At 55.3% G+C, this 25,670-nt stretch carries 27 protein-coding genes, 1 other RNA gene and 5 pseudogenes; 12 read left to right on the forward strand and 21 right to left on the reverse strand.

Annotation, left to right across the window (positions count from 1 at the left end; all coding sequences use genetic code 11):
• Genes OA238_RS11195 through OA238_RS11205 form a run of 3 tightly spaced genes read right to left on the reverse strand, consistent with a single transcriptional unit; the run spans position 1 to position 1,819 of the window.
• Positions 1–336, reverse strand: a complete 336-nt coding sequence (locus OA238_RS11195; protein WP_044036689.1) for a DinB family protein — start codon at positions 334–336, stop codon at positions 1–3.
• A complete protein-coding gene (locus tag OA238_RS11200; RefSeq protein WP_015495253.1) occupies positions 333–1,058 on the reverse strand; it encodes a DUF1326 domain-containing protein in 726 nt (241 codons plus the stop codon). Before OA238_RS11200 ends, OA238_RS11195 begins: the two co-directional genes overlap by 4 nt.
• 11 nt (positions 1,059–1,069) lie before the next feature.
• Positions 1,070–1,819 (reverse strand): DUF2182 domain-containing protein, encoded by a 750-nt coding sequence (locus tag OA238_RS11205; protein WP_015495254.1) that lies wholly within the window; start codon positions 1,817–1,819, stop codon positions 1,070–1,072.
• 64 nt (positions 1,820–1,883) lie between these two features.
• Between OA238_RS11205 and OA238_RS11210 the strand changes: the two genes are divergently transcribed.
• From OA238_RS11210 to ssrA, 3 genes are all read left to right on the forward strand, one after another.
• Positions 1,884–2,612: a FadR/GntR family transcriptional regulator gene (locus tag OA238_RS11210; RefSeq protein WP_015495255.1), complete on the forward strand. Its 729-nt coding sequence runs from the start codon at positions 1,884–1,886 to the stop codon at positions 2,610–2,612.
• A gap of 47 nt (positions 2,613–2,659) precedes the next feature.
• Positions 2,660–3,013, forward strand: coding sequence for a DUF4345 family protein (locus OA238_RS11215; RefSeq protein WP_015495256.1), 354 nt, complete (start codon positions 2,660–2,662; stop codon positions 3,011–3,013).
• A gap of 42 nt (positions 3,014–3,055) precedes the next feature.
• Positions 3,056–3,417: a transfer-messenger RNA gene (gene ssrA / locus OA238_RS30090) on the forward strand.
• A 227-nt stretch (positions 3,418–3,644) separates the two neighbouring features.
• On the opposite strand, the gene tnpC (OA238_RS11220) is transcribed toward ssrA, so the two are convergent.
• From tnpC (OA238_RS11220) to OA238_RS11230, 3 genes are all read right to left on the reverse strand, one after another.
• Positions 3,645–5,339, reverse strand: coding sequence for an IS66 family transposase (tnpC, locus tag OA238_RS11220; protein WP_051076424.1), 1,695 nt, complete (start codon positions 5,337–5,339; stop codon positions 3,645–3,647).
• Between the two features lie 69 nt (positions 5,340–5,408).
• Positions 5,409–5,756 (reverse strand): IS66 family insertion sequence element accessory protein TnpB, encoded by a 348-nt coding sequence (gene tnpB / locus OA238_RS11225; RefSeq protein ID WP_015494728.1) that lies wholly within the window; start codon positions 5,754–5,756, stop codon positions 5,409–5,411.
• Positions 5,753–6,121, reverse strand: a complete 369-nt coding sequence (locus tag OA238_RS11230) for a transposase (RefSeq protein ID WP_051076639.1) — start codon at positions 6,119–6,121, stop codon at positions 5,753–5,755. The genes tnpB and OA238_RS11230 overlap by 4 nt, the downstream gene beginning before the upstream one ends.
• Before the next feature lie 102 nt (positions 6,122–6,223).
• Here OA238_RS11230 and OA238_RS11235 point away from each other — a divergent pair, with 102 nt between their 5' ends.
• Complete coding sequence (locus tag OA238_RS11235) at positions 6,224–6,799, forward strand: DUF1194 domain-containing protein (RefSeq protein ID WP_245581535.1); 576 nt, start codon at positions 6,224–6,226, stop codon at positions 6,797–6,799.
• Positions 6,800–6,808: 9 nt separating this feature from the next.
• Here the strand turns inward: OA238_RS11235 and OA238_RS11240 are convergent, their stop codons facing one another.
• Positions 6,809–7,270 (reverse strand): Lrp/AsnC family transcriptional regulator, encoded by a 462-nt coding sequence (locus OA238_RS11240; protein ID WP_015495258.1) that lies wholly within the window; start codon positions 7,268–7,270, stop codon positions 6,809–6,811.
• Between the two features lie 137 nt (positions 7,271–7,407).
• On the opposite strand from OA238_RS11240, the gene cysG reads away from it, so the two are divergent.
• From cysG to OA238_RS11270, 6 genes are all read left to right on the forward strand, one after another.
• Positions 7,408–8,805, forward strand: coding sequence for a siroheme synthase CysG (cysG, locus tag OA238_RS11245; protein WP_015495259.1), 1,398 nt, complete (start codon positions 7,408–7,410; stop codon positions 8,803–8,805).
• A gap of 1 nt (position 8,806) precedes the next feature.
• Positions 8,807–9,121 (forward strand): DUF2849 domain-containing protein, encoded by a 315-nt coding sequence (locus tag OA238_RS11250; protein WP_015495260.1) that lies wholly within the window; start codon positions 8,807–8,809, stop codon positions 9,119–9,121.
• Positions 9,114–10,778, forward strand: coding sequence for a nitrite/sulfite reductase (locus tag OA238_RS11255; RefSeq protein WP_015495261.1), 1,665 nt, complete (start codon positions 9,114–9,116; stop codon positions 10,776–10,778). Before OA238_RS11250 ends, OA238_RS11255 begins: the two co-directional genes overlap by 8 nt.
• Positions 10,768–11,487, forward strand: a complete 720-nt coding sequence (locus OA238_RS11260; RefSeq protein WP_015495262.1) for a phosphoadenylyl-sulfate reductase — start codon at positions 10,768–10,770, stop codon at positions 11,485–11,487. The genes OA238_RS11255 and OA238_RS11260 overlap by 11 nt, the downstream gene beginning before the upstream one ends.
• 41 nt (positions 11,488–11,528) lie before the next feature.
• The gene (locus OA238_RS11265) at positions 11,529–11,945 is read left to right on the forward strand and encodes a DUF934 domain-containing protein (protein WP_015495263.1); all 417 of its coding nucleotides are present in this window, start codon (positions 11,529–11,531) and stop codon (positions 11,943–11,945) included.
• Positions 11,946–12,030: 85 nt separating this feature from the next.
• Positions 12,031–12,885: a ferredoxin--NADP reductase gene (locus tag OA238_RS11270; protein WP_015495264.1), complete on the forward strand. Its 855-nt coding sequence runs from the start codon at positions 12,031–12,033 to the stop codon at positions 12,883–12,885.
• A gap of 78 nt (positions 12,886–12,963) precedes the next feature.
• Here the strand turns inward: OA238_RS11270 and OA238_RS28925 are convergent, their stop codons facing one another.
• Positions 12,964–13,611, reverse strand: coding sequence for a hypothetical protein (locus tag OA238_RS28925; protein ID WP_015495265.1), 648 nt, complete (start codon positions 13,609–13,611; stop codon positions 12,964–12,966).
• A gap of 287 nt (positions 13,612–13,898) precedes the next feature.
• On the opposite strand from OA238_RS28925, the pseudogene OA238_RS11280 reads away from it, so the two are divergent.
• A pseudogene (locus OA238_RS11280) lies at positions 13,899–14,910 on the forward strand (integrase core domain-containing protein).
• A 40-nt stretch (positions 14,911–14,950) separates the two neighbouring features.
• Entirely contained in the window at positions 14,951–15,565 is a 615-nt protein-coding gene (infC, locus tag OA238_RS11285; protein WP_015495267.1) for a translation initiation factor IF-3, read from the forward strand.
• Between the two features lie 138 nt (positions 15,566–15,703).
• Here infC and OA238_RS11290 read toward each other — a convergent pair.
• The 13 genes and pseudogenes from OA238_RS11290 to OA238_RS11330 all read right to left on the reverse strand — a co-directional run.
• Positions 15,704–16,168: pseudogene (locus OA238_RS11290) on the reverse strand (OmpA family protein); the annotation flags it as partial.
• A 53-nt stretch (positions 16,169–16,221) separates the two neighbouring features.
• Complete coding sequence (locus OA238_RS35000; RefSeq protein WP_187293171.1) at positions 16,222–16,449, reverse strand: transposase; 228 nt, start codon at positions 16,447–16,449, stop codon at positions 16,222–16,224.
• Positions 16,446–17,456, reverse strand: coding sequence for an integrase core domain-containing protein (locus OA238_RS11295; protein WP_015494160.1), 1,011 nt, complete (start codon positions 17,454–17,456; stop codon positions 16,446–16,448). Before OA238_RS11295 ends, OA238_RS35000 begins: the two co-directional genes overlap by 4 nt.
• Positions 17,457–17,550: 94 nt before the next feature.
• Positions 17,551–17,862: a transposase gene (locus OA238_RS30100; RefSeq protein ID WP_044038229.1), complete on the reverse strand. Its 312-nt coding sequence runs from the start codon at positions 17,860–17,862 to the stop codon at positions 17,551–17,553.
• 8 nt (positions 17,863–17,870) lie between these two features.
• Positions 17,871–18,383, reverse strand: coding sequence for an IS630 family transposase (locus OA238_RS11305; protein WP_015495269.1), 513 nt, complete (start codon positions 18,381–18,383; stop codon positions 17,871–17,873).
• 67 nt (positions 18,384–18,450) lie between these two features.
• Complete coding sequence (locus tag OA238_RS11310) at positions 18,451–19,554, reverse strand: hypothetical protein (protein ID WP_015495270.1); 1,104 nt, start codon at positions 19,552–19,554, stop codon at positions 18,451–18,453.
• Positions 19,555–19,675: 121 nt separating this feature from the next.
• Positions 19,676–20,065, reverse strand: a complete 390-nt coding sequence (locus OA238_RS34710) for a transposase (protein WP_338042838.1) — start codon at positions 20,063–20,065, stop codon at positions 19,676–19,678.
• A 129-nt stretch (positions 20,066–20,194) separates the two neighbouring features.
• Positions 20,195–20,332, reverse strand: a pseudogene (locus tag OA238_RS34715) (IS110 family transposase); the annotation flags it as partial.
• An 18-nt stretch (positions 20,333–20,350) separates the two neighbouring features.
• Complete coding sequence (locus tag OA238_RS33715) at positions 20,351–20,611, reverse strand: IS110 family transposase (protein ID WP_051076450.1); 261 nt, start codon at positions 20,609–20,611, stop codon at positions 20,351–20,353.
• A 77-nt stretch (positions 20,612–20,688) separates the two neighbouring features.
• Positions 20,689–21,873 (reverse strand): annotated as a pseudogene (tnpC, locus tag OA238_RS11320) (IS66 family transposase); the annotation flags it as partial.
• A 15-nt stretch (positions 21,874–21,888) separates the two neighbouring features.
• Positions 21,889–22,110 (reverse strand): DUF6444 domain-containing protein, encoded by a 222-nt coding sequence (locus OA238_RS33720; protein ID WP_015495645.1) that lies wholly within the window; start codon positions 22,108–22,110, stop codon positions 21,889–21,891.
• A 291-nt stretch (positions 22,111–22,401) separates the two neighbouring features.
• The gene (locus OA238_RS11325) at positions 22,402–23,190 is read right to left on the reverse strand and encodes an FAD binding domain-containing protein (protein WP_015495273.1); all 789 of its coding nucleotides are present in this window, start codon (positions 23,188–23,190) and stop codon (positions 22,402–22,404) included.
• A 3-nt stretch (positions 23,191–23,193) separates the two neighbouring features.
• Positions 23,194–25,585: pseudogene (locus tag OA238_RS11330) on the reverse strand (xanthine dehydrogenase family protein molybdopterin-binding subunit).
• Positions 25,586–25,670: the final 85 nt, after the last annotated feature.

A 25,670-nucleotide genomic window follows, 5' to 3' on the forward strand; every position in this document is an offset into this window, starting at 1 on the left:
TTAGCGCTCCGGCATGAAGGGAAAGTCGGTTGGCTGCGGGTTTTTCCCTGCGGCCGTCAACATTGCGTGAATCTGACCGCGATAGTTGGTCTGATGGTTAAATGAATGGGTTACGCAGAGAGCTTTGGGTTCAGTCAGCTCCCTTCCAGACACGTCGGAATACCCCGTCAGATCACCCCAGAGCAGATGGTTTACCGTCTCGAATATCGAGCGAAAGAACACACGACAATACTGCCCCCGCGCACCTTCATCAATCGCTTGAATAATGTTACGCAACCCATTGTTTTTCAATTGATTATAGAGCCCCGTTGTTTGGCAGAATTCAGGCGAAATCACGCCTTTGGGCCTTTCCAATCAATTGGGCAAATCTCAGCTGATAAGCCGCCGAAATCCCAGACGCGACCGTAGTCACGCACTTTGGATTTCAGGCCCTTGGCGGCAATAATGTCAGGGCCCATCCAGTATTTGGAATTGGTAATCATCACCGGATGATCCAGATCGCTGCCGTCAATCATCTCAATCTCACCGGCAATCTTGCGTCCGATGTAAAGGCCGCGCTTTTTGCCGTCGCGGGTGATTTCGACCTTTTCGCGTTCGGCACCGATGATTTCGGACACGAGGAACGTGAACAGACCTGTCGTGCCACCCGCCGCGCCGCTGAAGATTTTCAGCAAGCCGTTGTAGGCCTTCTGGCTGGACCGTTCGTCAACATAGGCCGCAACGCGCCAATTGCCTTCGCCCATGCGACCCGGAATATCGACCAGCAAACCAACATTTAGACCTGACAGGTCTTCGCCCTCAAAATGACCCTCATCAATAGCGATGGCCATCCACGCATGACAATGTCCTTCTGTCGGGGGATGCGCGCCAAGCGATACGACACAGGGGCAAAACAAGTTGCATGAGCAATTCAGGAAAAGCTCGCCTTTGATGGCCCAATCTGTTGGCTCCATCTTGCGGCGCAACGGGTTACTTTCCACGCGACTGTCGATGCGCTGGCTGACCGCCAGTTTGTCTGCGGCGGGCCGCTCTTTTGAAGCAGTTTTTTTATCGGCCATTTGACTTCCTCTCAAAGGTTAGCCCAAACGGGCAATGCTATGCCTGCAAGGATCAAGACGACCCCCATCGGCTTTGTGACAACATGCCCGACGGCGGGCAGTTTTTCCAAAATCATGAACAACGTCGCAAGGCCCATCCATAACAGGCTCATCACGCCGCCCACGAAACCCAAGGCCATGAATCCCCAGCAACAGCCGACGCAAAACGCGCCAAGGCCGAGACCCATGCGCAGCCCACCCCGAAATCCGGCTTTCCAGCGCCCGACAAAATACATCATAGGTGCGTGGCAAACGCCGTGGCAGATTTCTTTGGCGCGGCTAAACTGGAATAGGCCAACGACAATCAGCAATGCAGCGGCTATCCAAACCGATGATGCAATACCAAGTGCATCAACCGCACCCACCGCGATCAGCGTGACTTGCGCGGTGGCAATCAAAGCGGCAAATCCAACCCAAACGATGAAGTAGCCAAGCAAAACACCAGACCACCCTGCCCGCGACCCATTGGCGCTTACCATTAGGTCCTCGTAACTGCGCAGTGTCGGCACCAGTGTCGGTAACATCATCGCCGCCATCATAATGGCCCACATCGGGAACAATGCGCCAAACGTGACCATTGGCATCATATTCATGCCCACAGGTCGCCCCGTCAGGTCGACGCCTGCCATGTTCGCCATCATAAACATCACCGACCACGCCACAGCAATCGCGGCAAAGAACGCGATCCATAGGGCCGATCTGATGTTAAAAATGTTGCTCACCTATCGTCCTCCCAAACGACTCATCACTTGCCAAATAAATGTCAGACATTTAAATGTCTGACAAATGAAAAATGCACCTGACCTCTCCGCCCAGATCGCCAAATCCATCCGTGACGCGATTGTGTCCGGCGATTTGCCCATTGATGAACGCCTACCAAGCGAGGCTGAGCTGAGCGAGCAGTTCGCCGTGTCGCGCTCCACCGTGCGCGAGGCGCTAAAACGGCTCGCCGCACAAAGCCTGATCCGAACCCAGCGCGGCGCAATGGGCGGGGCGTTTGTAAACCGTTTGACGTTTGAGCAGGCGTACGGGCAGCAAATCACCACCTCGGCGCTTCTGTTGTCGATGAATGACGTGAATTTCGACACCGCCTGCGAAGCGCGCTTTGCGCTGGAACGCGCCTGCGCGCCCTTGTCAGCGCAGCGCCGCACGGCAGACCACCTGGCGACGATGCGCGCTGAAATTACCCGCCAAGCGCAACCCGGCCTGTCAGATGAAAGCTTTTGTGCGTCCGACGTGGCCTTTCACCGCGCCTTGGTCGATGGCGCCGGCAATCCGGTGTTGTCCTACCAATTGGCGGGCGCAGTTGAAGCGATTGAACCACTGATGAACATGATCACTTTCACCGCCCGATCGCGTGACCACATTGTCGGGTTGCACACCGCAATTGCCGACGCGCTTGCAGAACGAGACGCGCCGCGGGTTGATAATCTGCTGGCAGACCTTGCGACCTATACAGCCCAACTTGGCCGATCCGTTGCGGATGCAAAAAAAGATGCCCCAAAAAGCAACTGATCCGCTGCTTCGCCCGTATATCAGTCAAAGCAATGCAAGGAGAGTTCATGGATTACGTTAACCCCGCCATCGCCATACTGACCTTGTTCTTGGGGCTTTTTGGATTTTTGGCACCGCGATACACAGCAGAAGCGCTCGACCTCGCGACCACAAAAACCACCATGGGTCTCAGTGAATTGCGCGCCGGAAACGGTGGCTTGTTCGTCGCGTTGGGCCTGTATTGTTTGATCTCAGGCAACCCCATGGCCTACTTCATGCTTGGGGTGGCCTATGTCGGCGCAGGGTCTGGGCGATTGGTATCCATTGCACTGGACAACCCACCGCTGCGCAAAGCCTTGACGTTTTGGGCCTTTGAATGGGGCCCTGCCGCGTGGTTGATCTGGTTCAACTGGCCAGCCTGACGCAGACCTTTCGCTTCTTTGGGTCAAAAAAATCTGACCACACCCTTTGCAACAGGCGCGCCACTGCCCTATATATAAATTGTCTCTCGGGACTATGGATATAAACGCACTTGCAATAAGCGGATCGGACCCGGGGGCGGTACCCGGCGTCTCCACCATCACGCCCTTTACTGGGATGGCTCATTTGGCCGATATGGGGACGAAATAGGATCGACGAACGTCTAAAGAGGTTAGCTTTATCTCGGTGAGTTACCACCGTTATCGGTACATCAAAGCTAGTTGCAAATGACAACAATGCTCAGGTAGCACTCGCAGCGTAAGCTGTGCGTAATACCGAAACTTAGTCCTTGCGCCTAGCAGCGTAAGGCGGGGCCCGCCGGAGCCTGGCAACAGAATCCGGCAGCTTACCCCCATCCAAATGTTGAAATGTCGTTCGCTGCTGAACTGTCGTTGGTGTTTGCACGCAAATCCCTGTGGCAACAGAATCCGGCACTTTTACCCCTCTATCAATTCAAACAAAACCGCGCCAAGCTGGGGTCATGAAGACCTTATTGAGCTCATTCTTTCTGGCCGCCGCCCCCGCATGGGGATGTGACACCGCCCTATTAGTAAGCATCAACGCTGCCCTTGATCAAGCTGCGTCTTTTGCCTCGGCCTCGGCGTTTTTAGCATCGATCATGTCCTGATAGGCCCACGGCATGAGATCGTTGATACGGTTTGCTTGATGGTCCTGGATGCGTTCCAGCACCCATGCGAGCCAGGCTTCGGGATTCACTTTGTTCATCTTGGCGGTCTCTATCAACGTATAAGCAATTGCTGCAGATTTGCCGCCTGCTTCTGATCCCATGAAGAGATAGTTTTTGCGTCCCACGGCCACAGGGCGCACTGCGCGCTCGGCTGTGTTGTTGTCCAGCTCAAGAAAGCCGTGATCAAGATAGGGCCGTGCCTTTGGCAGGCGCGCCAGTGCATATTTGATCGCCTTGGCCAGCGGCGTCTTGCTAGAGATCTTGCCCAGTTGCTCTTTAAGCCAGACTTCCAGGTCATCAAAGATCGGCTTGGCGTATTCCTGACGCAGGGCCACGCGTTCCGCAGGGGGCAGGAACCGCGCTTGTGTCTCAACATCATAGAGCTTTTTAATCCGCAGCACGGCTTCGCCCGCCACGGGCAGCTTTGTGCTTTCATAAAGGTCAAAGAACTCACGCCGCACATGGGCCATGCATGCCATCTCTTTGACCCGCCCCGTGCGGTAGGCGTCATTATACCCAGCATAGGCATCCGCATGGGCGTAGCCTTCATAGCTTTCGAGATGCTTGCTGGGATGCTCCGCCTCACGGCTGGTGGAGAACTGGTACCACACCGCAGGTGGAGCTCCGCTGGCCCAAGTGTCTTCTTTTCGGGCATAGACCCACAGTCGCGCGGTTTTGGTCTTATTCTTTCCTTTGCCATTGCCCTTCTGGAGCAGCTTGACCGTTGTGTCATCCATGAAGATCGCCTGCGCCTCAAAGACGTGATCGCGGATTGCATCTGAGACGCGCTCCAGCAGTTTGGTGCATTTGCCGACCCATCCCGCCATGAGCGATCCACTCAGATCAATGCCCTCGTTGGCAAACATCTGGCTCTGGCGATACAGCGGCAGATGATAGCCGTATTTACAGCACAGGATGTGGGCCATCAGCGCGGGGCCGACAAAGCTCTTCGGAATGGGTCGGCTTGGCATCTCAGCCTGAACAACGGCCTCACAACAGGTGCAGGCCAGACGCGGGCGGCCAATTTGGTTCACGATGTAATGTCCCGGGACATATTCCAACTCCTCCATCACATCCGTTCCAAGCACTTTGAAGCTGCCGCCACAGTCGGTGCAAGCATCACTGGGGGTGATGGTCTTTTGGACACGCTTCAGCCCCTTTGGGAAAGGTTTGCGCTTGCGCGGTGTGCGGGGCGGCTTGGCCTCAGCGTCAGAGGGTTCATCATCTGTCTCAACGGCTTGTTCGATCTCAAGTTCTTCAAGGATCAACTCAAGCGCCAGCTGTGCACTGCTTTCCGACTTTGAGCCAAAGCGGTGCTTGTTGTGACCGTGGAGTTGCAGGCGCAGATCGGCGATGATGGTGTCTCGGTTCTGGATGGCCCGCGCATGAGCGGTGCGCTCGGCACTCAGGGCGGCGTCCACTGATGCCATCTCATCCTTGAGGCGTTTTTGTACCGTCGCATGGCCAAGGGATGACCCGAGAAACGCTTGCTTCAGCTCTGACAATTCCGCTGTTTGCGCGGCAACGTATGCCTGTACTTCAGGGGGCAGATTAGTCAGATTTGGAGGGGTCTTACTCATGCCATTACATACCAAATCTCGGGCATCATGGGAATCCCACAAAGGCAAGAAGTCCTATAAAACATACAGCTATCCAACCATACTTGGACGCCATGTCTTCTTGAGAATACGCCAGTCTATGCCTTCCATCAGCATCGCAAGCTGTGCGCGGCTTAGGCTGACTTTACCTTCCTTGACTGAGGGCCATACGAACCGTCCACGTTCAAGCCGTTTGGTAAACAGGCACGCGCCCTGACCATCCCACCAGATCATCTTGATCTGATCGCCACGACGGCCACGGAACAAAAATAGATGCCCCGCGTAAGGGTCAGCTGCAAGAACCTGCGCGGTCTGCGCCGCCAGCCCGTTGAAGCCGCGCCGCATATCCGTAACTCCTGCGGCAAGCCAGATCTTCGCATCCCCCAAAACAGGGATCATGCTGCAAGTCCTCGCGCCAGTTCCAGCACAAAGCCAGCATCAACCCCGTCGCTCACGCTCAGCTTGCGACCGTTCTCAAGTGTGATCTCAATATGGGGGACAGGTAAGATGCTGGTGCCGGATGACGCAGGCGTGTCCACCATACCCGCATCGGCAATCTCTACGGGGGTGAACTGGCCTATATCTGATTTGTCAGTCTGAAACCGCCCATCGCTGCGCCATGCATAAATCCGGTTGGTGCCCACACCGTGCTTCTTGGCAACCATTGGAACACTCACGCCAGCAGTGTGGCTTTCCGCTACAAGCTGTCGCTTGAAATCATCCGTGTATTTGGAACCTCGGCCACGCCTAGTCTTGTTCATCATCAAAATCCTCATATCGCGCCAGCCATATCGCCAGCTTCGCGCAATAATCGCACCTTAGATCATGCCAAAAAAAGAGGGGGTTCCCTGTATGTTTACCTATTACTGACAATCGACGTTTCCAATTCCATCGACCCTGTCGAATACAGGTTGCAAGCCGACGGGATGGCCGACGCGGTGCTGGACGAAGAGGTGTCAGAGGCGTTGATCAGCGGCCAAGTCGCTGTCGCCGTCATTCAATGGTCCGGCGTGGGCCGCCAAGAAGTGTCGCTGCCTTGGCGACAGTTGCGCTCAATCGCTGATGTGCGCGGGTTCGCCGTGGACGCGCGCACCATGCCGCGCGCCTTTGTGCAATCAGACACCGCAATTGGCGATGCGATTCTGTTCGCGCTTGATCAGTTCAACGATGCGCCAAACTGTAACCGACAAGTCATTGATATATCAGGGGATGGCACCCCAAATGCCGGAAGCGACGCGCGCATCGCGTCGCGAGAGGCAGAGCAGCGAGGTGTGACAATCAACGGCATCGCAAATGAAAGCATGGGGATCGCACTCACCTCATATTTCAACCGCTCAATCATCACCCGCGACGGGTTCGTCATAACCGCGCGCCACCACTTGGACTACCCGCGCGCGATCCGCGAAAAAATCCTGCGCGAAGTGTCTCGGATTTTCGGGTGACCCTGCTGCTTACAGCGGCAAAGCGACGGTCGATTTGATCTCTTCCATGCTCAGCAATGCTGTCACATTAAACACCCGCACCTCTGATATCAGCGCCTGATAAAACACATCATAGGCCCGTGCATTTTGAACCCGGACTTTCAGGATGTAATCAATATCCCCTGCCAGTCGATGCGCCTCTTGCACTTCGGGGCGATCCATCAAGGCTTTCAAAAACTTGGCCTGCCAGTCCGCCTCATGTTCCGACGTGCGGATCAGCACGAAAAAACACGCCTCAAACCCCAGCGCCTCTGCATTCAACATGACCGTTTGTTGGCCAATCACCCCTGCGTCACGCATTTTGCGAATCCGGTTCCAAACCGGCGTCTTTGAGGAGCCGACAACTTTGGCGATTTCATCCAAAGATTGCCCCGCATCACGCTGCATGGTGCGTAGAATTTTCCGGTCCAGCTCATCTATCCGAACATCCATTCGCTTTTTCCTCTCCTTGGGAAACATCCTGACTGATCTGTGACATACGACGAACGCACGTTCCTTTCAACCCGATGAATGGCGCAATCGGTGGAATAATATTCTATATTGAGATCAAGCAATCAGGACTCACCAATATGAAACACTTCCCCATCTTCCTCGCCGTGCAGGGCCGCCGCATCGTTTTGGCTGGCGGCGGTGACGCCGCACTGGCCAAACTGCGCTTGTTGCTGAAGACCGAGGCAAAGCTGACGGTAATTGCTGTGCAGGCGACACCGGAAATCCATGCATGGGCCGCAGATGGTCGCCTGACCCTTCTGAGCCGCGCAATGGAACCCGGCGACACGATGTGTGCATCCCTATTTTACGCCGCACACGAAGATGCCAAGGAAGACGCGCGGACTGCGGCACTGGCGCATCGTGACGGCGCGTTGGTCAATATTGTGGATAATCTAAACGACAGCCAGTTTATCACCCCCGCGATCGTTGATCGTGATCCAGTCACAATCGCCATCGGCACCGAAGGCGCAGCGCCTGTGCTGGCCCGCGCGATCAAGAAAGACCTCGAAGAACGGCTCCCCGCGTCGCTCGGCACGCTCGCCCGCATCGGCAAAGGGTTTCGCGGCATGGCCGAAAAGCTGCCCTTTGGCGCGGCGCGGCGCAATTTCTGGTCTGATTTCTACTTCAACGCAGGCCCCCGCGCCGTCACGCTGGGCGAAGACAGGGTTGAACACGCCCTCGACGCCCTGCTGCATGACCATCTGAACACAGACGCCAAACCCGGTCACATCGATCTTGTCGGCGCTGGCCCCGGTGATCCTGATCTGCTGACGCTGAAGGCGCGCAAAGCCCTCGATAAGGCCGATGTGGTGATCTTTGATCGGCTTGTGACGCCCGAAATTCTGGAACTGGCGCGACGCGAAGCGATCATGATTGATGCAGGCAAGACAGGCTTTGGCAAAGCCATGGCGCAAGACGACATCAACGCTTTGATTGTCGAACATGGATTGCGCGGCCACCATGTTGTGCGCCTCAAGGCGGGTGATCCAACAGTTTTTGGTCGCCTCGATGAAGAAATCGACGCGATCACATCTGCAGACCTGTCCTACACCATCGTCCCGGGCATCACGGCCGCGTCCGCCGCTGTGGCAAACATCGGCCAAAGCCTGACGCAGCGCGGCCGCAATTCTTCCGTGCGCTTCATCACCGGCCACGACACTAAGGGTTACGCGGATCATGACTGGAAAACATTGGCCGAGACCGGCCAAGTTGCCGCGATCTACATGGGCAAGAAATCCGCGCGTTTCATCCAAGGCCGCCTGTTGATGCACGGCGCGGCCCCGTCCACGCCCGTCACCGTGATTGAAAACGTATCGCGCCCTTATCAACGCGTCATCGCCACCATCTTGGGCGACCTTGAACCGACAATGACCAACGCGAACCTGTCAGGTCCCGCGCTGACATTCCTTGGCCTCGCGCCACGTGCAGCATTGGCGGTCGCTGAAACTGAAACCCTCACTCAGGAGGCCTTGTAAGATGCCGAAAGATTTTACCCCGAAAGTCGTCACTGCAAACCGTCTGATGGAAGGTGATGCTGTCTGGCTCACCGCGAACGGCTACTGGTCCAGCGACATTCACGACGCTGAATTCATCACCGATGAAGGCACCGCAAATCTGCGCATGCTGGACGCCGAAACGCAGGCACATCTGATTGCCGGTGCATATCTGGCGGACGCCGCGATGGGCGACAAAGGCCCCGAACCCACCCACTTTCGCGAGGACTTTCGCACCCGTGGTCCATCCAATTACGCCCACGGAAAGCAAGTCGATAAGGTAGAAAACAATGTATAAATACAATGACTTCGACGAGAGTTTCGTGCGTGAACGTGTTGCGCAATTCCGTGGTCAAGTTGCGCGTCGCATTGACGGCTCCCTCACCGAGGATGAATTCAAACCCTTACGCCTGATGAACGGCCTTTATCTGCAATTGCATGCCTACATGCTGCGCGTTGCCGTGCCCTATGGCACATTGAACTCGGCGCAGATGGACATGCTCGCGCATTTGGCGCAGACCTATGACAAGGGCTACGGCCATTTCACCACCCGCCAGAATATCCAGTACAACTGGCCTGAACTGGGCGATGTACCCGATATGCTGTCCAACCTCGCGGACGTCGGCATGCATGCGATCCAAACCTCTGGTAATACAATCCGCAACGTCACGGCGGACCATTTCGCAGGCGCCGCCGCAGATGAAATCGCAGACCCGCGCCCTGTCGCTGAATTGCTGCGTCAATGGTCCACCGACCACCCCGAATTCCAGTTCATGCCGCGCAAATTCAAGATCGCCATCACCGGATCACCCAATGATCGCGCCGTGACCAAAGCCCATGATATCGGCCTGCGGATGGTGCTGAGGGACGGCGCTGCTGGCTATGAGGTCATCGTCGGGGGCGGTCTCGGTCGCACACCAATGATCGGCAAGGTCATCACCGACTTCCTGCCGCAAGCGGATCTGCTTCCCTATGTCGAAGCGATTGTGTCTGTCTGGAACCGTCTGGGACGGCGAGACAACAAATATAAGTCCCGCATCAAGATTACCGTGCACGAACATGGCATCGACGAAATCCGCCGTCTTGTGGATGCGCGGTTTGCGGTAATTCGCCCGACTTTCAGTGGTGTAGACCAGGAAATGCTGGCAGAGATCGAAGCGCAATTCGCAGCACCTGCGTTCAAAATCGCCGACACAAAGGGCTATGAAGCCGTGCGTCTGACCAACCCCGCGTTTCGGTCTTGGACGGACACGAACCTGACGCAACACCGCGCGGACGGCTACGCAATCGTCAGCATTTCCATCAAAAAGCACGGCGCGACACCAGGCGATGCGACGGCAGACCAGATGCGGGTCATGGCCGATCTTGCCCGCACCTACGGTCATGATGAACTGCGCATCAGCCACGAACAAAACGTCATCCTGCCGCATGTGCACAAATCGGACCTGCCTAAACTCTACGCGGCACTTCGCAGCGCAGACCTCGCGACAGCCAACATCGGGCTTGCGTCCGATATCATCGCTTGCCCCGGCATGGATTACTGCGCACTCGCCACCGCGCGATCCATCCCAATCGCACAAGAAATCGCGACTCGTTTTGATGAGCTGAAAATTGAACACGACATCGGCGCGCTCAAGATCAAAATATCGGGCTGCATCAACGCGTGTGGGCATCACCATGTGGGTCACATCGGCATCCTTGGCCTTGATCGTGCGGGCGTGGAAAACTACCAGATCACGCTTGGCGGGGATCACACAGAAACTGCCGCCGTCGGGGAACGCGCCGGGCCGGGGTTTAGTGCCGCTGAAATCGTGCCTGCGATAGAACGCCTTGTGCTGGGCTATATGGACCTGCGCCAAGCCTCGGATGAAACGTTCCTAGAGGCTTATCGTCGCCTCGGCGTCGCACCTTTCAAAGCAATTCTTTATCCACAGGAGAAAGCCAATGCCGCTTGATGGACAAACCCAAACGCTAAACCGCATCTACAAAGACCGTGATGCGCAGGACGTGTTGACCCATGCCTTCACCAGTTTTGGCGACATGGCGTTGGTCAGCTCATTTGGCGCCGAAAGCGTTGTTTTGCTACATATGGCAGCGCAGATTGATCGTACGGTGCCAGTGTTGTTCATCGACACGGAAATGCTGTTCGCCGAAACGCTGGATTATCAGCGCAACGTGGCGTCCTCACTTGGGCTGAGCAACGTTCAGGTCATTCGTGCCACACGCGACACCCTATTTGAACGCGACAACGAGAATTTATTGCACCTGCACGACCCTGACGCCTGCTGTGCCTTGCGCAAAACCGAACCTTTGCAAAAGGCGCTAGCGGGCTTTGACGGCTGGATTTCGGGGCGCAAACGCTATCAGGGGGGTGACCGTCACGCGCTGGAGCTGTTCGAGGTTGATCGACCGCTCGGCCGGATGCCCCGTGTAAAGGTCAATCCGCTGGCGCGGTGGGACAGCAGCGATCTGCGTGATTATATCACCACGCACAATCTGCCGCGTCATCCGCTTGTGGCAAAGGGGTTTCCAAGTGTCGGCTGCGCGCCGTGCACCACGCGCGCTGGTTCCGGTGAAAATACCCGCGCGGGCCGCTGGCGCGATACGTCAAAATCGGAATGCGGCATTCACTTTGACAACGGCCAAATTGCCAGATCCGCATAAATGGCGCGCAAGATTGACGGGCTTGGCCCAAAGGATAGATCATGACTGTACTTGTAAACGACACGGGCTTTGCCGCCGACGATTGGAAGACTGGCTTTGTAGCGATCACAGAACTGGCCGCGAATGATTGTAGCGCAGTGGCTGTTGATCTTGCGTCTGACGCAGAACCGGCGAGCCTTGCTGGCCTGTTGGGCCAGATTGATCTGATCCGCATCGATTTCCCAAGCTTTGCCGACGGGCGCGGGTTCACCATAGCGGCACAATTGCGCCGCATGGGGTTTGTGGGTCGGTTGCGCGCACGCGGCCACGTAATTGCCGATCAATACGCCATGGCACGACGGTCCGGATTTGATGAGGTCGAGATTTCTGACGACCTCGCTACCCGCCAGCCGGAACCGCAATGGCTGGCCCGTGCCGATTGGCAAGCCCATGACTATCAGGCGCGACTGCGCGGCTAAGCATCACTCAAAATATCTCCCCCTTTAATTGACAGACATCAAAGCGTAACAGAGGGGCGTAGGCTTAAGCTTGCGTCAATAACATATGACAGAAATGATATCCGTGCCCAATACAACAACCGCGACCAAAGCCGTTCCCGCCCTGCCCGACGCACAGATTGTGACGCAGGTGAAACACTACACCGACCGACTGTTCAGCTTTCGCTGCACGCGGCCCGCGTCAATGCGGTTTCGGTCTGGTGAATTCGTGATGATCGGATTGATGGGTGATCCAAACCCCGAAACCGGCAAGGTCAAACCACTGCTGCGGGCCTATTCCATCGCGTCTCCAAACTGGGATGAGGAGTTGGAATTCTATTCGATCAAGGTGCCGGACGGCCCGCTGACATCGCGCCTACAACACATCAACGTCGGTGACGAGATTATCTTGCGCCCCAAACCCGTTGGCACTTTGGTGCATGATGCGTTGCGGCCCGGAAAACGGCTTTGGTTCTTTGCCACTGGCACTGGCTTCGCACCCTTCGCCAGCCTGCTGCGCGAACCACAAACCTATGAAGATTACGACGAAATGATCATCACCCACACCTGCCGCGAAGTTGGTGAACTGACCTATGGTCATGATCTGATCGAAGGCCTTAAGACGGATGAGCTACTGAACGAGGTCATCGGTGACGGATTTTGGAAGAAAATTAAATACTACCCGACCACAACCCGCGAACACAGCCCCAAGATGGGCCGGATCACCGATCTGATGCGGTCCGGTGCGGCGTTTGCCGATCTTGGCGTGTCCGTGCTGAACCCCGATACCGACCGCGCGATGATCTGTGGCAATTTGGCGTTCAATATCGAACTCAAGGCGATGCTTGAAGAATACGGGCTGATTGAAGGTGCCAACTCCAATCCGCAGCACTATGTGGTCGAGAAGGCATTTTTGGACTAAAAAATTGTTATCGAACAAAAAAAAGGCCGCTCACCAATATTTGGTGAGCGGCCCTTTCTATGTGTCGTGCAGCAAGCCTTACATGCCGAGGGTGGTGCGCAGACGCGCGAGTGTACCCTCAAGCAGGTCAGGATTGCGCTGCGCACCGATGAGGCCAGCGCGGGACACGGCCTTGGTCTGCGCATCCAGATCGGAGTTTTCGATCATTGCAGCAACGGTGTCGAAATCAAAGCCTTCGGCTGTCAGCGCCGCACCCATGTCAGTGCTCACAGCAGCGTCGCCCGTCAATGCAGCAACATCACCAACAAGGTCAGTCACAGCGCCTTCAACGGACTCGACAACATCGTCGGCCATTTCTGTCACTGTCTCGACGCTTTCAGCGACAACTTCTTCTGCGGCTGTCGTGGCTTCGGCAGCAGCCTCTTCCAGAGCGGCGGCAGCTTCGGCAGTGGCGGCTTCAGCAGCGGCAGCAGCCGCAATCGCGGCAGCTTCTGAGGTTGCAGTAGCCTCGGTGGCGGCAGCTTCGGCAGCGGCAGCCATTTCAGCAGCTTCTACTTCTGCGGCAGCAGCGAGTTCAGCAGCCTCTACTTCAGCGGCAATAGCAGCAGCTTCAGCTTCTGTTGACGCGCCTGAGAATACGTCAACCGGGCTTTTGCCGTTAGCGACCAATTGGTAGCCAAAAAAGCCTAGTACGGCGATGGCCAGAATTGCGATCGTGCCTCTCATGTTTTTCGTCCTTCAAACATTTATGGTCCCCAAATGGACCTAGGGCGGATGTATGCCATGCTGCGCATGCAAAGAAAAGCCGAGAAGCGTGTCAACGGACCATCGCCTGTCAGGGTCATTTTGCCCATATTCGCCATGATGCGCTACACTTATCCAGCTTGGACACATCGCAAATCATAATACCCTCACGTGAATAAGTTCAGATAGATGTGAGACCGATTTTTGTTGCCAAGATTTAGGCGGCCTCGGAGACTGAGTATTGTAAAAAACCAACTCACGAGGCCAATATGCAAATCCTAAGACAGCACAAGAACGTTTATAAACTTTATGCATGGGCGCGAACACAAGAATGTTTGGATGCATATCGTATCAAATACGAAGACAGGGTTCGGCATTGGAACGCCTTACGCGCAGAAGGCGTTTCCCTAACTAAATGCGCTGAATTTGTCGGCATCTCCCGCGCGACATACTACCGTCACAAGCGGATATTGAAGGACTTGGCTCAGGCAATTCTACCGCCATCAAAGGCTCCGAAGTGCCGCAACAAGACACAATGGGGCGAGGCAGAAAAGCAGTTGGTGCTTGAGGTTCGGCGCGATAATGAAACCTTTGGAAAGGAGGAAATCGGGGTTGTTTTGCGCCGTGATAAAAACCAAACCATAAGTGATAGCACCGTGGGGCGCATCCTGAGTTTTTTACGACAGAAAGGTCTGATCACACGATCAAGGTCTGCACCCCAAAAGCGTACACGTAACTTCTCCAAAGGCCATGCCAAAGGGTGGAAATACAAGGATTACAAAGATATAGAGGTAGGTGAGCGTGTGCAAATCAATCATATGACTGTGACTAAGAACGGTGTCACGTGCAAACATTTTCAAGCATGGGAGCGGCGTAGTAAACATATCCACGCGCAGGTGTATTCGAATGCCACAGCACGTTCTGCCAAACGGTTTTTACGAGAGCTTGTGGAAATCGCTCCCTATAAGATCCTCTCAATTCAAGTCGATGGTGGGTCTGAGTTTATGGCCGACTTTGAGACGGCATGTGAGCAGATGAAAATCCCGCTGATTGTACTGCCACCAGCCAGACCAAAATACAACGGTGGCGTTGAACGTGGCAACCGTACCTTTCGCGAGGAATTCTATGCGTGTCGTGATCTCATTGCCGACAGCATAGGAGCTATGAGGTTTGATCTGCGAAAAGCTGTCGAAAAAATACAACACATTCAGGCCGCATCACGCCTTGAAAGGTAAAACCCCCATGGAGTACCTTCGAATTAATCAGGCCGATGCCGCGTGAGTCTCAAAACACCTGAACCTATACACACGTCGTTTGCGCCTTGAAGTGCGCCTCGTGCAGGTTTACATTCCGGCACTGTACAACAAACAATCAAAGGAAAAGTCCAATAGCCCGCAGACCCCATAACGCGCCACCACAGCGCGACACAGGCCCCCGCGTAAATGATCGCATTCGCGCCACTGAAATTCGTCTTATTGGCGCAGATGGCGAAAATGCCGGCGTTGTGACGCCTGAGCGCGCTATGCAGATGGCGGAAGAAGCTGGACTCGATCTGGTTGAAATCTCACCCAATGCTGCGCCGCCCGTGTGTAAAATCATGGACTTCGGCAAGTTCAAGTATGAGACGCAAAAGCGTGAGGCCGAGGCCCGCAAGAAACAAAAGATCATTGAGATCAAAGAGGTCAAGTTCCGACCCAACACCGATATCAATGACTACGACGTAAAAATGCGCAACGTGTATAAATTCCTTGAGAACGGCGACAAGGTGAAGGTCACCTTGCGATTCCGTGGCCGTGAAATGGCGCACCAGAATCTGGGCCGTGAACTGTTGGAACGCGTTGCAGAAGACACCAAAGAGCAGGGCAAGGTTGAAAACTTTCCAAAGATGGAAGGCCGCCAAATGGTCATGCTGATCGGACCGTTGCCGCAGAAATAAACGCGCCTTTTTAGGTTCAGATTTAGAGCGTCGTTCTTGATTGAACGGCGCTCTAATCTTTTTTGGACCTATCAGTCTTACGAAAGGCCCGCAGTCCTTAAATGGACTGCGGGCCTTTCTTTACTTTAAATCAAACGGTTAACACAGAAGCTGCGTAATATTGCGGACAGTGGCGCGTCGGTTGGCCTGCTCCGCCTCCAGCGTTTGCACTTTAAGCAAGGATTCACCGTAACCTTGTGTCACAAGGTTCGCAGGGGGCACATCAAAGTATTGCGTCAGGGCCAATGCGACAGTCTCCGCGCGACGATCCGACAGCGCGAGGTTATACCCTGCTGCCCCAACGGCGTCCGTGTAACCCTCAATCAAAAAGACCTCACCGGGTCGTTCAACGATCAAGTCTTTGATAGCCGTGCCGAGGATCGCCAATTCCCGTGACTGATCAGGCTGGATCGCCGCTGAGCCTGATGGGAAGGTGATCGCGCTGAGTTCAATCACCGGAGACAATTCGCGCACCTCGCGGATGGAACGCACTTGGCGCAACGAGAACGTGCGATCCAGCGGGACAGCCATTTCAGCCGCCAATGCAGCGCGCAATTGCGCCTCATACCAACGGCCGAATTAAGTGACCCTTGCCCATTCTCGATCTTTGATTGAACTTATTCGCTCTGGGTCGTTCGCAAAGAAGTTCCAAGCTTGTGCACATTTGTCGAGTATTTCGTCATAGGTGTCGAAACTGTGATTGCGAGTTTATTAGCTCGCAGATAAGCCCAGACGTTTTCCATGGGGTTCAGTTCGGGTGAATACGGTGGCAGCTTAACGAGCGTAATTTTATCTGGCACCTGCAAACATTTTGCGTGTATAGGTTCAGGTGTTTTGAGACTCACACGACTTTGGCCTGAGTGATTCGAATGTACTCCATTGGTGTCTTGCCTTTCAAGGCATGATGAGGCCTGAATGTGTTGTATTTATTGACGGCTTTTCGAAGTTCAAACCGCATCGCTCCTATGCTGTCGGCAATGAGATCACGACATGCATAGAACTCTTCGCGGAAGGTGCGGTTACCGCGCTCGACACCACCGTTGTATTTTGGCCTTGCTGGCGGCAGCACAATGAGCGGGATCTCCATCTGTTCGCACGCTGTCTCAAAATCGGCCATAAACTCAGACCCGCCATCGACTTGAATTGAGATGATCTTATAGGGAGCTATTTCCACGAGTTCTTGCAAAAACCGTTTGGCAGAGCGTGCCGTGGCATTCGAATAAACTTGCGCGTGGATATGCTTGCTACACCTCTCCCAGGCTTGAAAGTGTTTGCACGTGACGCCGTTCTTCGTGGCAGTCATATGATCGATCTGCACACGCTCGCCAACCACAATATCTTTGTAATCCCTATATTTCCATCCCTTGGCATGCCCCTTGGAAAAATTACGCTTGCGCTTTTGGGGCGCAGATCTTGATCGTGTGATCAGGCCTTTTTTCCTTAGAAAGCTCAAAATGCGCCCCACGGTGCTATCGCTCATGGTTTGCTTTTTGTCGCGACGCAAGATGGCCCCTATTTTCTCCTTACCGTAGGTTTCATTGTCGCGGCGGGCCTCAAGCACCAATTGCTTTTCTGCCTCGCCCCACTGTGACTTGTTGCAGCGTTTGGGAGCCTTTGAAGGCGGTATGATTGCCTGCGCCAAATCCTTCAAAATACGCTTGTGACGGTAATATGTCGCGCGCGAGATGCCGACGAATTCAGCGCACTTTGATAGAGAAACGCCCTCTGTACGTAAGTCGTCCCATTGCCGAACCTGACCTTCGTATTTGATACGGTACACGTCCAAACATTCTTGTGTCCGCGCCCAAGCATAAAGTTTATAAACGTTCTTGTGCAGTCCGATGATTTGCATATTGGCCTCGTGAGCTGGTTTCTTTCAATTCTCAGTCTCCGAGGTCGCCTAAATCTTGGCAACAAAATTTTGTCTCACATCTATCTGAACTTATTCATAAGCCATGCCACCCCGCCCCATCAACAATCAGCAAGGCATGTGAGCCGGGTGCGACAGCTTTTGCGATCTCATCAAGATGCAGCCCCATAGCCTCGGCGTTGACGTAGGGCAGGACGAGACCTGCGGCGGTACCACGTGCGGGACAAGCGGCACCAAAGATATAACTCCATTTGAAGCGTATATCACGGGGTGCGCGCGGGCGAGTTCCACGCTTGGCCCATTTACGGGTGAGTGTCCCCTGTTGTCCAACGCGGGCTTCATCTTGGAACCATACCTCAAGAGGCTTCCCCTTTGCATGTTCTGGCAGAGTATCGCTTACGAGGCTGGTAAAGTTTTTTTAAAAGTCTGCTGCGCTTCGCGATCAGTTTTCGGATGCTCTGGACGCACAGACAGGCGGCGAAAGCCATGCTTGGTTAGATATTTTCCAATCGTACGCACATGCAGTTTCACGTCGAACTCCTCTTCAACACGAGCCTGCAAGTCGACACAACGCCATAGTACTACGCCATCTTTTACTGGGTCGGGCCCGGCCTCCACCCACGCCACAAATTGCGCCTGTTGCTTGGGCGACAACCGTGGTTTTGCCCCCTTGCCATTCCGATCCGATAACCCCTCAATGCCTTCTGCGTTAAAGCGATGCGCCCAATCCCGAAGTGTTTGTCGATCCATACCACTGCTGCGGGCAGCCGTTTCACGATCCACCCCATCAAGCACCAGCGCTATGGCCAGTAGTCGCCGTACAACCCGCCCATCCTTGGTTCGCTTTGCCGCACGGCGCAAATCTTTCGCAGACATATCCGTGCGCGTAATTTTTATGGCTCTACCCATGAGCACCTCCCAATCTATGGAGGTCATTGATTCAGAGTTTACCAAAACTTAAAACCAAATAAATGAGTCAAATATTCTGGCCGCTGGTATCAGTGAAAGTCGATGACGCTGGTCGCGTGGGGATGGCCGCACGCGGCAAAGTCGATACGTCGATGGCGCGTTCTTCTCGTGTGTCGTCGAACAGTTCAATCTGGCTGCCGTCCACTTGGATTAGCGCGCGGCGCAGAACGCGGCCATCAGCGGCACGGATCGTGACGACTTCGCTACCATCTGCGCGGGTGACGAATGTGCGGGTGGATCCGTCGTTGAACGTTTCGGTGCGCACGTCCGATCCAGGCTGGCGCAACAGCACATCATCATCCTTCAGGACGCGCAATTGTCCGTCCGTGCCTTGCAACACAACGCGGTCGCCAGAATTTGAGACAACTTCATCGCCGTTGGACAATATCGATCCAATCGCAACAGCGCCAAGACCGACCAACAGCGCCTTTTCGAAATTGGACAACCCGCGATTATTGTTGCCGGAAGATGTAGCAACATCGCCGGTTGCGGCGGTCTCAAAATCCTCATCTGCGGTGCGAACGTCACCCTCAACCACGGTTTCAGTTGTGATTTCGCCCTCGACTTCGCTGTCGGATGCAGCGGCGGCGGTTGATGTTTCTTGTACGGTTTCCTCAGGCGTCGGCGGCGCTGCCGGAGTCACCTCTGCGGCTGGCGCTTCTTCGGCCATCTCTGCGGTCGGTGTCTCTTCAGCAGGAGCTTCCTCAACAACAGCTTCTTGCGTCACCTCTTCTGCCGGGGCTTCCTCGGCGGCAACATCTTGGGTTGGTGTTTCTTCAACAACAGCCTCCTCAGCGGGTGCTTCCTCAGCAACAGCTTCCTCAACTGGTGCCTCTTCAACAACGGGCGCTTTCTCAGCAATAACCTCCTCGGCCGGGGCTTCCTCTTCGACGGCAATTTCGACCTCACCTTCGGCTTCTGCCTCTACCTCCGCGCCAATTGCGCCAGACAGCGCGTCCGCACTTTCAATCAGTGTGCCATCAAGTGTGCATGGCAGTTGTGGCGCAGCCGGATCGCAGATCGGCGCCGTTTCTTGCGACCATGCTGGTCCGACAGCCATGCTGATTGACAGGACGAGCGACGTTGATGAACGAAATCTTGAATTAGACATTTGAAACCTCTGATTTCTAAAATTCTATCAATCTGGGATTGCAGAAATAACGTAACTCCCAAGCCCCCCAGCGGATATCGGGTTTTGGGTAGCACTCGCGACTTTAGAATATCCGTCTTGATCAAGCGTATTTATTCACCCAAAGTCGGTTTGCTTTAATGAGCGCATTTGCGAGTTCAATGAGCTTTCTCATGAGGGCAGTAAGGGCGACTTTTGGCGGTTTACCTGCTTTGATCATGGCTTGATATTTGGCCTTGAGGTCTGGATTGAACCTCATGGCGACAAGAGCTGGCATGTGGTGGGCGTCCCTCACAACTTTTTGGCTACCTTGAATGAATGATTCCCCCCGCCACTGCCCTGATTGGCGGGTCATGGGTGCAACTCCGGTCAAGCTCGCGACCTGTTTGCGATCCATGCCCCCGATTTCGGGCATTTCAATCAAGATAGTGGCAGCACAGATCGCACCGATACCAGGGATTGACCGGGGGATTTTCATTGAATGTGCCATCATGTCGTCTGCTTGTATCAAGCGGCCAATCTCGGCACCAATTTCAGCAATTTTCTTGTTGATGTGTGCCAAGCGGGTTTTGCTTTGGCGGCGCGTGATGGGCAGAGTTTGCGTTTCTTGACGACTCAAGATGCGGGTGCGATCGGCAACCAATCCACTTCGAAACGCACGCAACTCTTTGAGAATATGCTGTGTTTCCGATACCGGCTTCATCGGCTCAAGTCCAAGGGTATCCCCCATGACAGCCAGCATTTTGGCGTCCACGGCGTCGGTTTTGGCGCGTACACTTTATGCTTGTGCAAAGCGGCGTGCCTGCAAAGGGTTCACCTTCACCAAAGGTGAATGCGGGCCCAAATCCGGCTCGAACCCCTTGTGATAGGCACCCGTGGTTTCATAAATAACGCGGATCACAGTCGTTTCGTTACAGAATTTAGCCAACTGCTTAAATACCCCTGTATCGTTGCTAAACGACGCCATTTTCCCGTCGCTCAGTCGGTGAACATCTAAAGTGGCTTTGGAAAGATCTATCCCAATGGTATCATCCGTCATCTTCGTTATATCCTATGCTTGTCCTAGAGGGCTTTGTGCTGATCTGTGGCTCTCGTTTCGCACAAAAGCTCAGAAAGTCATAAGACAAGCCGCGCGATGATCTGTTGTGGTGATAGGGTGAGTGTTTCGAGGATATTGCCCCCGTGTTTTCTGACCGTCGAGATGACGGATCTGATGTCAGCGAAGACCTGCGCGCCCTCGAGGGTGCGGAAAGTTCCCGAGATTTTCATGCGCAACTTCATCATGCGCAGGTCCCGTTCGGCCTGATTGTTGGTGAAGGGAACTGTGAAGTCCGTAAGGAACCTTAGGACGTCATCACGGTAGTCGCGCAAGCGGACCAGAAGGTTATGGCCTGGCCGCCTGGCTTTTCGGCCTCGCGCACCAGTGCGTCTAGCCAGTGGGTCTTGTCGCTCATGGAAGGCGAGGCCCTCGGTGAGGATAGCCATGTATTTGGTGAGGATGCCGTGGTGAACCGACGTGGGGAGTTCGGTCTCGCCTCGCCCCTGAGCCGCGCACTTGAGCTGATTGGCGCTGTTGAGCAGCACGCTCATCGCGCACGCCCACGGCTCCTTTTCGATTTCTTCGATGGCCTTGAGTTCCCGTAAATGATGCGCCCCGCACAGGGCGTGCGCGTCCACCCCACTCATATGGGCGTAATAGGACTTCCAGTGGTCATGAACAATTGTCCCGCCGGTCAGGAAGGATGGAACAGCACCGCGCTTGGCGCTGATGCGATAATGCGTGAAGGCGAGATCGCTGATTGAGTGCAGCCAGTGCAGCTTACCAGCAACACGAAGTCCGGTCTCATCCAGATGCCGAACGCCGCCTTCATTGAGCCGGGCCAGAATGTGTTCGACGACGCCACCCAAGGTACGCGCTGTGCCGTTCACCCAGTTGGTCACGCTGGCCGCGCATAGGCTGGTGGCACCAAACAAATCACGCAGGAGTTGGCAGACCCGATCCTCGGGGATCAGCTGCTGAACATTGCAGTAGACCGCCGCCGCCCGAATGCGCTTACCGTATTGCACGTGTGCATTCACGCCATCGGGAAAGGTGGCTGTCGTCGTGGCTCGGCAATGGCCACAACAATAAATCGCTGCCTGATGCTCTGTGACCTCCAGACGCGGCACCGGTATGTCATAAACCTGACGCCTCTCCACCGCCTTGATCATCCCAGCCGTCAAGCCATGCTGACAGGTGCCACAGGCCTCAGCCTCATGTCGCTCCACAAAGTCAGGCGTTGCTGTCTGACGTAGGGTGTCGCCTCGGTGGCCAACTTAACCACCACTTTTCTTACCGGACTTACCACGCAGGCTACGCGGTACCGGCTTCTTCAACCCATCACTCGAAGGCGGCTTGCTGCTATTACTGCTGTTCTTGGCCAACTGACGCCGCAGATCCGCATTCTCTTGCGCCATGCTCGCCAACGCGGCTTCCAACTCGGCGATCCTGCGCAGAGCCGTGGCGAGGAGTTGTTCAAGAGCAGTAACTTGGTCCATTCCACCAATGATTCAGAGAAATCGTCACAGCGCCACAAAATTCAGACCACAACAGAAAATTCATGCGCACAATGGCCAAGGAGGTTCACACCAAAACTGACAAAAAACCCCGTTGGCGGCTGGGGTGCTTGGGAGTTACGAAATAACCAGCAATGTATCTTAACATTTCTGGTATATTTTCGCCGCTTGCGGAAAGCCGCCGACAACACTGCGTATGCCCGCTCAAAGCCATGAAAAAGACCCCTACGACACTGTCGCAGAGGCCCTATTCAGGTTGTAGCCGCCGAGAAATCAGATTGCAGCTTTGACCGCGCGTCCGGTCATGACCTTAACGAGATGGGCGCGGTATGCGCCCGATCCATGCAGATCGGCAATCATGCCGTCACCGTCCAAAGACAGATCACCTAATGCGTCGGCTGTGAAATCGGCACTCAGCGCGGCCTCGGCTTCGGTCCAGCGGAACACGCCACTTTCAGACGCGCCCGTCACGGCCACACGCACCCCATCTGCATATTTTGCGACCATCACACCCACCAAGGCAAACCGCGACGCGGGCTGTACGAACTTTTCATAGTGGGATTTTTGCGGCACCGGAAACCGGACCTCGGTGACAACCTCGCCCTCCTCCAAAGCGGTCGTGAACATGCCTTGAAAATAATCGTCAGCGGCAATTTCGCGGCTGTTGGTGATAATGCTCGCGCCGGACGCCAGCGCTGCCGCCGGATAACAGGCGGACGGGTCATTGTTAACCAAACTGCCGCCGATGGTCCCGCGATTGCGCACCGCAGGATCACCGATCCGCGCCGCCATTGCCGCCAAACCAGGATAGGCCGTGGCCTCGCGTGCAACGGTTGCATGGGTTGTCGCGCCGCCAACGCAAACCTCTCCAGCGTCGGACATGCACACGCCCTGCATTTCACCGATTGCCGTCAGGCTGACCAAAATCGATGGCATCGCAAGGCGCTGCTTGAGCGTCGGGATCAACGTCTGCCCGCCGCCCAGCGCCTGCGCGTCTTCTTTTTTCAATGCATTCACGGCGTCCGCAATGGTCGAGGGACGTGTCATTTCAAAGTTATACATCTCTCAAACTCCTTTGGCGTTCATGGCGTCCCAAACGCGCGACGGCGTCAGGGGCATGTCGATGTGGGTGATATTTTTGCCTCCGCGTTGCAGTGCGTCGATGACAGCGTTTACGACAGTTGGCGGCGATCCGATCGCCCCCCGCTTCGCCGCAAACTTTGACGCCCAGCGGGTTGTGCGTGCACGGTGTACCGTCGTCGTGGTTCACCTGATAAAACGGCATATCATCCGCCCGTGGCATCGCATAATCCATGTAGGACGCGCTCAGAAGTTGGCCGTCTCTGTCATAGCTGGTCTGTTCAATCAAGGCTTGCCCGATGCCTTGGCCGATGCCGCCATGCACCTGTCCGGTCACGATCATCGGGTTGATAATATTTCCAAAATCATCCGCTGCCGCAAACTTTTCAATGGTGACTTTTCCGGTTTCGGGATCGACCTCGACCTCACAGGCATAGGCACCAGACGGGTAGGTAAAGTTGGCTGGGTCGTAAAATGCCGTCTCCTCCAATCCCGGCTCGATGTCTTCGATCGGGTATTGGTGCGGGATGTAGGCCTTCAGCGCGACTTCGCCGAAGCTCACCGATTTGTCGGTGCCTGCGACGGTAAACTGGCCATCGACCAGTTCAATATCCGCGTCCGACGCTTCCAACATATGCGCTGCAATCTTCTTAGCCTTCACGATGATCTTTTCCGTCGCACGAACCATTGCCGACCCGCACACCGCTAGCGACCGCGACCCGTAGGTTCCCATGCCAAACGGAATTTTCGCCGTGTCACCATGCACGATTTCAATGCTTTCGAGATCAATCCCCAACATATCCGCGACGATTTGTGGAAAGGCTGTTTCGTGCCCCTGCCCGTGACTGTGCGCCCCGACCATCACGGCCAGACTGCCCGTGGCATTCACCCGCACGGTGGCTGCATCATACAGCCCTACACGCGCACCAAGGATGCCAACCAGATTGGACGGCGCGATGCCGCAGGCCTCAATATAGGCGTTCAAGCCCAGCCCGCGCAGTTTGCCATTTTTCGCGCTCTCGATGCGGCGCGCCTCGAATCCGTCGCGATCAATCATCGCTTCAAGCTTGTCCATCTGACGGTCGTAATTGCCGCTGTCGTATTCAAGACCCGCGGCAGAGGCGAATGGATACTGATCGGGCTTGACGAAGTTCATCCGCCGCAATTCAACCGGGTCCATCCCAAGTTCGCGCGCAGTCATGTCGATGACCCGTTCGATGGAATAGGTGGCCTCTGGTCGCCCGGCGCCACGGTAGGCGTCAACGGGCGCTGTATTGGTAAACACCGCCTTCACGTTCACGTAGACATTGGGCACCGTGTAATTGTCCGCCATCAATGTACCATGCAAAAACGTCGGTGTGACGGTGGAAAAATTCGACAAGTACGCGCCAACATTGGCCATTGTCTCTGTGCGGAACGCGATAAATGTGCCTTCTTTTTCACAGGCCAATTCGATCTTGGTGACGTGATCGCGCCCGTGGGCATCGGTCAGGAAGCTTTCAGATCGTGACGCGGTCCACCGGACTGGGCGCTTTAGCTTTTTGGAGGCCGCCAGCACCAGTGCCTCTTCGCCATAATGATAGATTTTTGAGCCGAATCCGCCACCCACATCGGGTGCAATCACCCGCAGCTTGTTTTCGGGAATGCCCAGCACAAACGCCGAAATCAGCAGCCGTGTAAGGTGCGGGTTCTGGCTGGTCGTATAAAGCGTGTATTCACCCGTGCCCTTGTTGTAATCGGCGGTAGATGCACGGGGTTCCATCGCATTGGGCACCAGACGGTTGTTGACCAGTTCCAGTGTCGTCACATGAGGTGCTGCCTTGATTGCGGCGTCGGTCGCAGCGCGGTTGTCTTCGATCCAACCCCAATCAAAACAGACATTGGTTTCAATTTCGTCGTGGACCAGACTGCCGCCTTTGACCGCCTCAGCCATGTTGATAACTGCGGGCAGTTCTTCGATATCAGCTTCAATCGCCGCCACCGCATCCATGGCCTGCGCGCGAGTTTCAGCGATCACCGCTGCATAGGCGTCTCCGACATGGCGCACCTTGCCGTGGGCCAATACGGGGCGCTTGGGTTCTTTCATCGGCTCACCGTCGCGGGAATTGATCAGCCAGCCTGCGGGGTTGCCGCCGACTTCGGCGAAATCCGCCCCTGTGAACACCGCCAACACGCCGGGCATCGCCGCAGCCACGCTGGTATCAATTGATTTGATCACCCCGTTGGCGACGTCAGATCGCGCGAACACTGCATGGGTCTGACCCTGCAGTTGGATGTCATCGGTATACATGCCTTCGCCAGTCAAAAACCGGATATCTTCGCGGCGCAGCGTGCTGGCGCCGATTCCGCCGTCTGTTTGTGTGTTGTCTTTGGGCATTTTCAGTCCTCCCTAAAAGCCACTCACCTGCTTTACTGCGCTGCCCTCGCCTCCCCGCGAAAACAGCCAAAGCTGGATGGGCTGG

The organism is Octadecabacter arcticus 238 (assembly GCF_000155735.2).
GTDB classification, from domain to species: Bacteria; Pseudomonadota; Alphaproteobacteria; order Rhodobacterales; family Rhodobacteraceae; genus Octadecabacter; species Octadecabacter arcticus.

What these genes read in the sequence shown, in the direction of transcription:
- OA238_RS33720 (WP_015495645.1), bottom strand. Translation starts at nt 22,110, where the DNA reads ATGGACCAAGTTACTGCTCTTGAACAACTCCTCGCCACGGCTCTGCGC.
- OA238_RS11200 (WP_015495253.1), bottom strand. Translation starts at nt 1,058, where the DNA reads ATGGCCGATAAAAAAACTGCTTCAAAAGAGCGGCCCGCCGCAGACAAA.
- OA238_RS34710 (WP_338042838.1), bottom strand. Translation starts at nt 20,065, where the DNA reads ATGATGGCACATTCAATGAAAATCCCCCGGTCAATCCCTGGTATCGGT.
- tnpC (WP_051076424.1), bottom strand. Translation starts at nt 5,339, where the DNA reads ATGAGTAAGACCCCTCCAAATCTGACTAATCTGCCCCCTGAAGTACAG.
- OA238_RS11255 (WP_015495261.1), top strand. Translation starts at nt 9,114, where the DNA reads ATGTATAAATACAATGACTTCGACGAGAGTTTCGTGCGTGAACGTGTT.
- OA238_RS11325 (WP_015495273.1), bottom strand. Translation starts at nt 23,190, where the DNA reads ATGTATAACTTTGAAATGACACGTCCCTCGACCATTGCGGACGCCGTG.
- OA238_RS28925 (WP_015495265.1), bottom strand. Translation starts at nt 13,611, where the DNA reads ATGAGAGGCACGATCGCAATTCTGGCCATCGCCGTACTAGGCTTTTTT.
- OA238_RS11295 (WP_015494160.1), bottom strand. Translation starts at nt 17,456, where the DNA reads ATGCAAATCATCGGACTGCACAAGAACGTTTATAAACTTTATGCTTGG.
- OA238_RS33715 (WP_051076450.1), bottom strand. Translation starts at nt 20,611, where the DNA reads ATGACGGATGATACCATTGGGATAGATCTTTCCAAAGCCACTTTAGAT.
- OA238_RS11230 (WP_051076639.1), bottom strand. Translation starts at nt 6,121, where the DNA reads ATGATGAACAAGACTAGGCGTGGCCGAGGTTCCAAATACACGGATGAT.
- OA238_RS11210 (WP_015495255.1), top strand. Translation starts at nt 1,884, where the DNA reads ATGAAAAATGCACCTGACCTCTCCGCCCAGATCGCCAAATCCATCCGT.
- OA238_RS11240 (WP_015495258.1), bottom strand. Translation starts at nt 7,270, where the DNA reads ATGGATGTTCGGATAGATGAGCTGGACCGGAAAATTCTACGCACCATG.
- OA238_RS11265 (WP_015495263.1), top strand. Translation starts at nt 11,529, where the DNA reads ATGACTGTACTTGTAAACGACACGGGCTTTGCCGCCGACGATTGGAAG.
- OA238_RS11310 (WP_015495270.1), bottom strand. Translation starts at nt 19,554, where the DNA reads ATGTCTAATTCAAGATTTCGTTCATCAACGTCGCTCGTCCTGTCAATC.
- OA238_RS11305 (WP_015495269.1), bottom strand. Translation starts at nt 18,383, where the DNA reads ATGGGTAGAGCCATAAAAATTACGCGCACGGATATGTCTGCGAAAGAT.
- OA238_RS11250 (WP_015495260.1), top strand. Translation starts at nt 8,807, where the DNA reads ATGCCGAAAGATTTTACCCCGAAAGTCGTCACTGCAAACCGTCTGATG.
- tnpB (WP_015494728.1), bottom strand. Translation starts at nt 5,756, where the DNA reads ATGATCCCTGTTTTGGGGGATGCGAAGATCTGGCTTGCCGCAGGAGTT.
- OA238_RS11270 (WP_015495264.1), top strand. Translation starts at nt 12,031, where the DNA reads ATGACAGAAATGATATCCGTGCCCAATACAACAACCGCGACCAAAGCC.
- cysG (WP_015495259.1), top strand. Translation starts at nt 7,408, where the DNA reads ATGAAACACTTCCCCATCTTCCTCGCCGTGCAGGGCCGCCGCATCGTT.
- OA238_RS11215 (WP_015495256.1), top strand. Translation starts at nt 2,660, where the DNA reads ATGGATTACGTTAACCCCGCCATCGCCATACTGACCTTGTTCTTGGGG.
- OA238_RS11260 (WP_015495262.1), top strand. Translation starts at nt 10,768, where the DNA reads ATGCCGCTTGATGGACAAACCCAAACGCTAAACCGCATCTACAAAGAC.